The following is a 10,086-nucleotide window of genomic DNA, read 5'->3' as shown; positions in this document are numbered from 1 at the left end:
CTCCTTCGGCCCCGTCCACAACCGCCCCACCACCCCCGATGGCGACATCCGGCCCTGCCGCTGCGGCACCCGCCACGAACCCACGGACGTCCTGCTCGGTACGCCTCTCAATCCGGCGACGTACGACTACGCGGGCGCGGTTCTCTTCAACGCCCACGCCTCCGCCCTGTGGGCCCGCTTCACCACCTACCTCCGTCGGGAGCTCGCCGCTCGGCTCGGCATGACCCAGAAGGCCGCCCGCACCGTCCTGCGGGTCTCCTTCGCCAAGGTCGCCGAGTACCAGCAGCGCGGCCTGGTCCACTTCCACGCCGTCATCCGCCTTGACGGCCCCGACGGCAGCACCCAGCCCCCGCCGCCGTACGCCACCGCCGCCATGCTCGCCGACGCCGTACGCGCCGCCGCCGCACGGGTTCGTGTCACGGTCGAGTCGGACGCGGTCGGGGAACGCGAACTCGCCTGGGGAGAACAACTCGACGTACGCGAGATCGCAGCCTTCGGCACCGACACCGAACTGACCGACCAGGCCGTAGCCGCCTACGTCGCCAAGTACGCCACCAAATCCGCCGACACCTCCGGCACCCTCGACCGCGCCCTGTTCTGCCGCCCCTGCCAAGGACGCGGCGCCACCGTCCTCCCCCACGGAACCCCGCTCCCGTGCACCGCCTGCGACGGAACCGGACAGTCCCGGCCCCTGCCCCGGCTCGCCGTCGCCCGGCACGTGCGGCAGATGATCCGCACCTGCTGGGAACTCGGCAAGCTGCCCGAGTTCGCCCACCTCAAGCTCTGGAAGTGGGCACACATGCTCGGCTTCCGTGGCCACTTCTCCACCAAGTCCCGCAGCTACTCCACCACCCTCGGCGCGCTGCGCGCCGCCCGCCGTGCCTGGCGCACCGAACGGGCCCGCACCCACGCCGGCCTGCCCGAGCCCGACCCGACGACCACTCTCGTCGTCGGTCGCTGGGACTACCTGGGCTCGGGCTACAGCCCCGGCGCCGCGCTCCTCGCAGCCCACGTCTGGCACCGCAGAGAACTGGAACGCCAGTTCATCGCCGAAGGGGGCTGCTGATGACCTCGCCCCCGCCCACCGTCCTCCACCTGGAGACAGAGCCAGCGCTGGACCTGCTGACGGTTCCCCAGGTCATGGCCCGCCTCCAACTCGGCCGCTCCGCCGTCTACGACCTGCTCCGCACCCGCCAGCTCGCCTCGATCACCCTCGGCCGCGCCCGACGTATCCCCGCCCACGCCCTCACCGACTTCATCCGCACCCGCCTCGAACAGGAAGCCGCCGCCTGATGACCACGCCCCGAGACACCCCCGCCTCCCGCCGCGTGCGCGCCAACGGCGACGGCACCGTCTACCAGCGCAAGGACGGCCGCTGGGAGGCTGCCGGATACGTCCTCGCCCCCGGCAACACCCGTCGCCGCGTCCGCGTCTACGGCACCACCCGCAAGGAAGCCCTGGCCAAGCTCACCGAGAAGATCGCCAACAGCAACCGCGGTCTTCCCGTCCCCTCCGCGCAGGGCAGCGTCGGCGCGTACCCGACGTACTGGCTGGAGAACGTCGCCGTCCACCACCTCCGCGAGAACACCCACACCCGCTACACCGCCTGCGTCAACCGATACCTCATCCCCGGCCTGGGCAAGAAGAAACTCGCCAAGCTCACCGCCAAGGACGTCCGCACCTGGCTCAACCAGCTCCGCACCACCTGCCAGTGCTGCGCGCGCGACATCGACACGAGCCGACCTGAGCCCCGTTGCTGCGCCGTCGGAACGTGCTGCTCCAAGCGGCTCTCTCCGCTGACGCTGACCTACATCCACTCCGTGCTCAAATCCGCACTTGAACACGCCGTCCGGGAGGAAGAGATCCCCCGCAACGTCGCCCGCAACGTCCGCACCGGCACACCCCGGCCCCGACGCTTCGAACCCCTCACCACCGACGAAGCCCGCCGATTCCTCACCACGGCCCAGGATCATCGACTGCACGCGCTGTTCGAACTCGCCCTCCATACGGGACTCCGCAAGGGCGAACTCCTCGGCCTGCGCTGGGAAGACCTCGACCTCGGCTCGAGCACCGCCGCCATCCGCCGCACCCTTCAGCGCACCAGCGCAGGCGGGCTCACCACGCTGCCCACCAAGACCCGGGCCTCTGAACGCCGCATCGCTCTCCCCGCCCGCTGCATCCAGTCGCTGAAGCGCCACCACGAACAGCAGCAGCGTGAGCACGAGGCAGCAGACACCGCGTGGCAGCCCAACGGGCACATCTTCACCACCACGCAGGGCAGACCGATCGACCCGACCAACCTCACCCGCACCTTCAACACGCTCCTCCGCACGGCCTGCCTCCACCGCATCCGCTTCCACGACCTCCGCCACTCCACCGCCACCCTGCTCCTGGAACAGGGCGTCGAACTCGTCGTGATCAAGGAACTCCTCGGCCACGCCCACATCGGCGTCACCGCCACCGTCTACGCCCACGTCCGACTCCGCCTCCAGCGAGACGCCATCAACACCCTCAGCACCGCGCTCGGCGGCCCGGAGACCACGAAGACGGTCAGCTCCGACGGCGACGAACCACCACCCTGCACCGCCCTCGGCCGCTGACGTTGCCGTCAACTACTCCCGTCACCCCACGCAGAAGCCCCGCCAGGACGCACCTGACGGGGCTTCATCTTTGCGTTCGCGACCTACCTGCTCGCACGCTGCAGAGCTACGGCCTCACGCCTCAGAGAATCTCGCAAAGAGATCACGGTCGCGCCAGGAATCGGAGAAGGCGTCCACCATGGCCTCGTAAAGCCGAATATTGCTGACGTCCCCTCGGGGGTGCCTGATCCTTTCTTCGACTGCCTCTCGGACAGTTTCCCAACGCAGCACATGCATCAGGAACGAAACCATTTCAACGACACCTTCCTGGAGGGAATCGATCAGAGCGATTACGCGACTCTCGAATTGCCCTCTCAGTTCAGGGTTCTTCTGCAGAATCGCGAGAGCACGCTCCAATCCCGGCTCGAGTTCTTCGACGCCGCAGGTCTCCTCTGCAGTAGCTAGGACCCCCTCAACGACCTGCATGAACTCTGCGACCGGATCAGCAGCTAGGCCGCCACGCCTCGATGTACTTCCCATCAGCACCAAGTCCATTTCTATTGAAGGCATCCACTGCCGCCTTCTGAGCGTGGGCACCGTAAGGCTGATAATGGCCAGACTTATTGTCGAGGTACACGACTTGACCACCCTTGGTCTTGAACTCTCCGGCGGCCAGCACGTCCCTCCCCTGGGCGAGGCTCACATGGCCGGCCGTTCGCTTTCCAATGACGAGCTCACCATCGCCGGTCACCACGTATGCATAGTTGCCCGAGCGAGAGAGAACGGTGCCGGGAGCAATCGGCTTGAACCACTCCGGCGTATCTGCCGGAATCAAGTTCGAGAAGGAGGTGGGGTCAGGGCCCGCTCCGCTGTTGTGAACGAGTACCGGCGTCTCGCCCGCCAGCACATAGTACGTGTGCAGGTCGGCGACGGTGAGGTTGTACATCCAGGCGTCGCCGGGGCGGTCGGTGACTGCGGTGACCTGGGCCGGGGTGCCTGACGGGGTGGTCAGGCGGGTGCCGGGACGGAGGTCGCCAGCGGGGGTCCAGGTGTGGTCGGTGGCGTTCCAGAAGGGGTGGTCGGACGTCGCATGGAGAACGGCCTCACGGCCGTCGGCGGTGCGGGCGGTGATGTCGACGAGGTCGTCGTCGTGGTGGATGAGCTGGGCTTCGACTGTGCGGGGGCCCTCGTGCTCGCCGGTTTCGGGATCGGCTGCCTCGACCTCGTCACCGGGCTCGACCTTGCTGATGGGTTTGGTCTTGCCGTCCTTGAGCAGGACGGGGGTGTCGGGGGTGAAGCTGCAGGCCGCCTTGTAGAGGGATGCTGCTGCACTTTCGGCTTCTGCGGCGGCGAGACGGCCACCGGATCGTGCGATCAGTGCCTTGGTCACGGAGCCGAAGGCCATCGTGGCGAGAGTGATGATGCCCTGGGCGATGGCTTCGCCGCAGTCGCCTCGGCCGCGCAGGCAGTGGTAGGTGGCCCTGATGCCCCACGGATCATTGCCCTTCTCCGGCAGAAGGCCGGCCTGGTCCGCGATCTCGCAGAACTCCCCGTTCTGCCCGGGGATGTAGCAGGTGTCCTGCGCCCACCTGGACAGCATCTGCCCGTACGACGACGAGCCGGCGTACCTGGCCTCCAGTTCCTTCTGCGGCGGAACGCGGATGCCGCCGACCATGGGCTGGCCGTCCTTGGCCCGCTCCACCGCCGCCGTGCCCTTCTTCTCCCCGCAGTTGCTGTTGCAGGGGTGGTGGTGGCGCTGGGCAGCGCCGGGGACAGCCGCCTCGGCGGGGCGGCCGTTGCCCGGGGTGCCGTCCCATCGCGTCGGGCACGGGATGCTGTCGCCGTGCCCGCCGCAGGCCAGGCCCATGCCGCTGGGGTCGCTGTAGGTCAGCGGGTTCTGGGCGGCGTAGCTGTAGCCGTTGAGGGTCTGGTGCCTGTCGGTCTCCAGCAGCGGGTCGACACTGATGAACTGACCCGTCGAGGTGTCGTACTCACGCGCCCCGATGTGGGTCAGGCCGGTCGTGGCGTCGAGGGTCTTGCCGAGGAAGCCCTTGTCCGTCTCCCACGCGCCGATCGATCCGCCGCGTTCGGAGCCGAAGGGGCTCATGAACCGTTTCGTGATCGCTTGCCGGCTGTCCGCCGTGACCATCAGCGACTGAGTGCCATGGTCGTCGCCGGCCAGGAAGAACACCTTGTGTGTCCCTCCCTGGTCGGTGCGCAGCGCCACGGCCGTGCCGCCTGCGGTGTACATGCGCTGCGCCCAGGCACCGCTGCCGTCGGAGGGCAGGTGGAGTTCGGTGACGCCGGCGTACAGGACGCGTTCGCCGGTGTCGGTGGTGCGGATCAGCAGGGTGCCGTCGGCGTCGTAGACGTATTCGGTGGTCGCCTTGCCCGGCTCGGTGAGCTTCTCCAGACGGCCCTCGACGTTCCAGGTCAGGGTCTGCCGGGCCGTGTCACCGGGGCGGCCGGTGGTGTTGCCGGCCGTGTCGTACTCGTAGACCCTGTCCCCGGCCGGGTCCGGCGTGCCGCACTGGGTGCGGGTGGTGATGAAACGCAGGGCGTGCGGCTGCTGCGCCGTGTCGTAGCAGTACCGCGTCGTGGCGTCGCCGGAGGAGGTGTGCCGGGTCTCGGTCTGCCGCTGGCCCGCGGCGTTGTAGGTCCAGGAGGTCCAGTACGGGGCCGGGCCGCCCAGCTCGGCCGCATCGCGTGTGTCCGTGCAGTCGCGGGTGGCCGGAGTCCACGCGTCGGTCAGGCGGCGGTGGCCGTCGTAGGAGAAGCACTGGGTCTCCGGCTTGCCGGCCCCGCTGAGGCTGGTCGGGTCGGCCACCGACGTGACGTTGCCGGCCTGGTCGTAGCCGTAGACGAGGTCCTGCAGCACGTACGGGTGGGTGTCGTCCGTGACGCTGCTGTCGGTCAGGCGGCCTGTGCCCTCCTCGTAGGTGTTGGTGAGGTACACGTCACGGTCGCCGGGGCCTCCGAACCCGAGGGTGAGCTGTGCGGCCTGGCCGAGCGCTGTGTAGTCGATGTTCTCGACGTAACCGGTGGCGCCTCTGAGGGAGGTGGGCTGGCCGAGGTCTCCGTAGCCGAACTGGAGTGTCTCGGCGGGCAATCCGCCCAGGGCCGGTTCGGAGGCCGTGCGGACGGTGCCGTCCAGGCGGTAGGCGGTGGTGTAGGTCAGCGTGCCGCCGGGGACGGCCGCGGTCAGCGGGTCGCCGGCCGGGAGCATGAGCTGGGTCGTCGTCGGGCGGCCCAGGTCGTCGTAGGCGGTGACCGCCTTGGTGTAGGCGCGTCCGTTCTCACCGCCGACGTAGCGGGTGGACGTCGCGGGCAGCCCCTTGTAGGACGGGGCGTCGTAGGTGCGCTTGGTGAGCAGGTTCGCCGGCCTGGCCTCGTCCTTCCACGTGGCGGTGGGCCGGCCGATGCTGTCGTAGGCGGTGACGACGGTGTTGTCGCCTGTGGTGGTCTTCACCGGCCGGTCGAGGATGTCGTACCAGGTCCTGGTGGTGCCCTGGTCCGGGTCGGTGGACCGGCTCTCGCGCCCGTACTGGTCGTAGGTGTGGCTCCATGCGGAGCCGTCCGGGCCGGTGATGGTCTTCTGTTTGCCGTCGGGCGTGTAGGTGAACTTCACCGACGTGTACTGCGCGGCACCCGCGCCGCCGAAGGCGGGGTCGGCGGGGCTGGTGCCCGCGTACTCGCGGGTCTCGACGGTGCGGCCGAGCGCGTCGGTGATGGTGCGGGTGGCCGACCCGCCCGCCAGTGCGCCGGCGGCGACGGAGTCGCCGGTGTAGACGGTGGTCGTCCTCTGTTTCTGCACGCCGTAGACGAGCAGCGTGCCGGAGGTCGCCCGTCCGGCACCGTCGAAGGTGGTCAGTGTCTGGACGGGGGCCTCGCCGTACTCGGCGCGCGTGTAGGTGCCGTCGGGAGTGCTGGTGCTGTCGAAGATGTCCGCGTACGTCTCGTAGGCCAGCCCGCGCGAATCGTAGCGGGTGTCGGTGAGAAGCCTGCCTCCCTGCGGGGTGGGCTGCTGGGTCTGCAGGGGCCGCAGCAGCGAGTCGTAGATGGCGTAGCTGGTGTTGTACGTGTCGCCGTCGGCCTTCAGAGTGGCGCTGGACACCCAGGAGGGGCGGGTGTTGCTGAGGCTGTAGGTGAATTTCTGGTTCGGGCTCTGCGTGTTCTTGTTGCGGTTGGGCAGCCAGACGTCCGTGATGCGGCCGAGCGCGTCGTAGGCGAGGGCGGTCCCCTTCCGGTTGGCGTCGTACACGCTCGTGGGCAGTCCGCGGCGCGGGTCGATGAATGTGATGCTCTGGTGGCCCAGGGCGTTGGTGACGACCGTCCTGGTCAGGGGGCCCGCGTCCGCCGGGGTGTGCGCGGTCGTGGTGGCGTTGCCGGCCGCGTCGGTGGCCTTGACCGGACGGCCGAGCGTGTCGTACTCGGTGGTGGAGCGCTTGTCCCAGGTGACGGTGCCGTCGGCCGCGTAGGCCGAGGCGCGGGCGGTCCAGGTGGCCAGGCCCTTGGTGGGCCGCATGCCGGGTGACCAGGTGAGGCCGTCGTAGGCGGTGGCCGTGTCGGACAGGACGTTGCCGCGGCTGCCGTCGGCGTTCGCCAGGGTCAGGTCGCTCTCGGCGAATCCGCAGCCGAGGGCGACGGTGCGGGTGCGGGAGACCAGAGCGGTGAGGCCGGCGGTGTCGTTGTCGGCGTACCAGGTCTGGGTGCAGGTCTCGTCGCCGTTCTTCGCCGTGTCGCCGGTGTCGAGGGCCTTCACCGACCGGCCGCGGGCGTCGAACTCGACCGTCTCGGCCGCGGTGGAGCGCCAGGTCTTCGGAACCGTCAGGTATGTGTAGGAGGTGGTCTTCCGGGTGCGGACCATGCGCGCCACGTGGTCGCCGGCGCCTGCGGCCGTGCTCTGGCGCGCGGTCTCCTTCGACCAGGGGATGCTGCTGGTGGCGGAGATCGCGGTGGCGCCGTCGTAGGTGACCTGCTGGAGCAGGAAACCGCTGTAGGGGTCGCTGTCCTTCAGCGCGGACAGGCCGAGCTGGGGCTCGCTCAGCGGGGCGGCGGACACGGACTTGACGGTGCCGTTCTTGTTGCGGTCGCCGTCCATGCCCTGCATGTACACCGAGACCGTCTTCGAGCGCGCAGGGGCGTTGCGGGAGCCGGTGTAGACGGTCACCTGGCGGTAGCCGCGCCAGTCGGACCAGGTGCGCTCGTCCTTCGGGGTGAACGGGTCGTCGTCGAAGTGCCAGGCCGCGCCGCTGTAGGCGTACTCGCTCTCGACGGCGTCGTTGTGGCCGGCCGGGTCGGTGGTGACCACGGCGAGGACGCGGTACTTGTGGAACCAGTCGACGGAGGCGTTCTCGGCGCCGTTGATGTTCCAGTACTTCGGGTAGCAGCTGCGGGTGTTGCTGTCCTGGGGCGCGGTGAGGACCTGGCTGCGCAGGCATTCGGGCGCGGACAGGGTGACGGTGGTGATGGCGCCGGTCTCGGAGGTGATCGTGGAGATGCGGGGCCGGGTCATCGGCAGGATGTCGTCGGTGGCGTCGACCCGGTTGGGGCGCATCTGATAGGTGAACGACACCGGGTAGGTCGTGACTGGGGTGCCGGCCTTGGCGGTCCGCTTGATCGACTGCAGGGTCAGCACCTGGTCGGAGGTGTCGCCGATGTCGCCGCCGTCGAGGAATCGCTGGGTGAAGGCCCAGGAGTCGACCGGGTCGTAGGTGCCGGTGGCCGCGTTCCACGAGAAGGTGTGGATGCCGGTGAGGCGCTTGCGGGTGAAGAACGACGGGGACTGGGCCGTGCAGGTGGTGGAGTCCTTGGCGCAGATCGCGTCGAAGGGCACGTCGGGCCAGTTGTCCGCGGTCTCTTTGGTCAGCGACGAGCAGTCGGCGGCCGTGCACCGCTCGGCGTACTCGAAGGTGACCTTGGCGTCGGCCTTGTCGGTGAAGAGTGCCCCGGCGCGCAGGCCGTAGGTGATCTCCTTCGGACGACCGCTGCGCACGTACTCGGCATCCGCTTTGGACGCCTTGTTCTTCTTGTAGTAGTTGGTGTCCTTGTCGTACCAGTACGTGGCCGCGTTGCCGCGGGTGTCGACGACGTGGTCGAGGTTCCAGCGCCAGGCCTGAGTGACGGCGCGGCCGGCGAAGGTGCTGCCCGCCGTGTAGCCGGGTTCTCCTTCGTCGTCGCCGAAGACCGGCACGGTCCAGGTGGAGTTGGTGCGCTGGGTGGTGGCGCCGTCGAGTTTGTCCTGGCCGAAGACGTAGGTGGTGCCGTCGCCGGTGACGACTTTCCAGTACTCGCCGTCGTTGTCGCCGTTGTCGGCGCCGGTCAGCCGGGTGACCGTGGTGGAGTCGTCGTTCTCGAGCTTCCACACGCCCGCCGTGGAGGTCTTCACCAGCCGGGACGACTTGCCGTCCAGGACCAGGCGTGCGTTGTCGTACAGCCAGCAGCGGTCGTGGACGTCCGTGTGGCCGTCGTCGTCACAGTCGGCGTAGCCGCGCTCGATGTAGGACTCGGTGAGCGTGAAGCCCTCACCGACGGAGGTGGGCTGGTTGTTGGTGGTGGCGGTACGGCCGTCGACGCTGCCCGAGTCGTAGGAGATCGCCAGCTCCGGCGCGGGACCGGCCGCGGCGGGCGGCGTCGGCAGGTTGTACGACCAGGTGAACGCGCCCGAACTGCCGCCGGCCGCCCAGGAGGACGAGGAGGACAGCGGGGTGGCGCTGTAGTCGCCCGTGCCGTTCGATGCCTGGCCGCCCTCCCCGGACGCGGTCAGGGCCATGACAGCAGTGGCGCCGGAGGTGCGCTGCGGCGAATGGCCCTCGGGCTGTGCTGGAAGGCTGACGTCCGCGGCAACAGTCTGCTCGGCGGGGTCGTTGTGCGAGGCGAGCGGGGTCCGGGTGCGGCACTGCGCCTTGTCCGGGGTGGTCAGCGCGCACTCGGGCAGCCGCACGAGCTGAAGCCGGCCGGCCCAGCCGCCGCCGATGGCGGAGGCGAACGCCGTGTAGTCGACGCCGATGCGGGCTGTGCCCGCCTTGTCGGCCTGGGCGGTGAGGACCACTCCGGTGATGCCCAGGCGTCGGGCGGTGTCCTGGTCCAGGACGGTCACGGTGGCATCGGTGCCCTTGGGCAGGGCCCGCTTGCCGGCCGCCGGTGCAAGGGTGACGGGCAGTTTTCCGGGGGCGGCCTTGGCGGGGGTGCCGCCCGTGAGGCGCAGGCCGGCTGAGCCGGGCGTCGGCCAGGCGTCCTTCTGCTGCTGTTCGGTGCGGGCGCGGCGGGCGCGGTCCGCGTTGTCCTTCTCCTCCCTTGCCACGCGGTCGCGGGCCTGCTTGGCTCCCAGGCCGGTGACCGGCTTGACCTTGCTGACGCGCTGGGCGGGCAGGTCGGGGCGCCCCAGGCCGGCCGGTGCCTTCTCGGCTGCCACGACCGGAGTGAGACCTGCGGGGACCGACAGGATCAGGGCAAGGGGGATGACGAGCGCCCGACGGCGTCTGCGCCAGAACCTTCCCGGCCGTGA

At 69.5% G+C, this 10,086-nt stretch carries 5 protein-coding genes; 3 read left to right on the top strand and 2 right to left on the bottom strand.

Annotated elements, in window-relative coordinates:
• From MTQ10_RS06985 to MTQ10_RS06975, 3 genes are all read left to right on the top strand, one after another.
• On the top strand, window positions 1-1,066 hold a 1,066-nt coding region (locus tag MTQ10_RS06985), incomplete at its 5' end, for a zinc finger-like domain-containing protein (protein WP_247463343.1).
• Window positions 1,066-1,293: a helix-turn-helix domain-containing protein gene (locus MTQ10_RS06980; RefSeq protein ID WP_247463341.1), complete on the top strand. Its 228-nt coding sequence runs from the start codon at window positions 1,066-1,068 to the stop codon at window positions 1,291-1,293. The genes MTQ10_RS06985 and MTQ10_RS06980, both read left to right, overlap by 1 nt.
• Window positions 1,293-2,600: a tyrosine-type recombinase/integrase gene (locus MTQ10_RS06975; protein WP_247463339.1), complete on the top strand. Its 1,308-nt coding sequence runs from the start codon at window positions 1,293-1,295 to the stop codon at window positions 2,598-2,600. The genes MTQ10_RS06980 and MTQ10_RS06975 overlap by 1 nt, the downstream gene beginning before the upstream one ends.
• 114 nt (window positions 2,601-2,714) lie before the next feature.
• On the opposite strand, the gene MTQ10_RS06970 is transcribed toward MTQ10_RS06975, so the two are convergent.
• Both MTQ10_RS06970 and MTQ10_RS06965 read right to left on the bottom strand, forming a co-directional pair.
• The gene (locus tag MTQ10_RS06970) at window positions 2,715-3,134 is read right to left on the bottom strand and encodes a hypothetical protein (protein ID WP_247463336.1); all 420 of its coding nucleotides are present in this window, start codon (window positions 3,132-3,134) and stop codon (window positions 2,715-2,717) included.
• Window positions 3,082-9,993 carry a polymorphic toxin-type HINT domain-containing protein gene (locus tag MTQ10_RS06965; protein WP_247463334.1) on the bottom strand — a complete coding sequence of 2,304 codons (6,912 nt, stop codon included), beginning with the start codon at window positions 9,991-9,993 and terminating at the stop codon, window positions 3,082-3,084. Before MTQ10_RS06965 ends, MTQ10_RS06970 begins: the two co-directional genes overlap by 53 nt.
• Window positions 9,994-10,086 lie beyond the last annotated feature (93 nt).

Origin of the sequence: Streptomyces sp. XM83C, assembly GCF_023072675.1 — a bacterium.
Lineage (GTDB): Bacteria > Actinomycetota > Actinomycetes > Streptomycetales > Streptomycetaceae > Streptomyces > Streptomyces thermocoprophilus.
The sequence above is the reverse complement of the archived record's forward strand: the minus strand, read 5'-3'. Positions and strand labels throughout refer to the sequence as shown.

Coding starts and splice junctions, on each gene's coding strand:
- MTQ10_RS06970 (WP_247463336.1), bottom strand. CDS start 3,134: ATGGACTTGGTGCTGATGGGAAGTACATCGAGGCGTGGCGGCCTAGCT.
- MTQ10_RS06980 (WP_247463341.1), top strand. CDS start 1,066: ATGACCTCGCCCCCGCCCACCGTCCTCCACCTGGAGACAGAGCCAGCG.
- MTQ10_RS06975 (WP_247463339.1), top strand. CDS start 1,293: ATGACCACGCCCCGAGACACCCCCGCCTCCCGCCGCGTGCGCGCCAAC.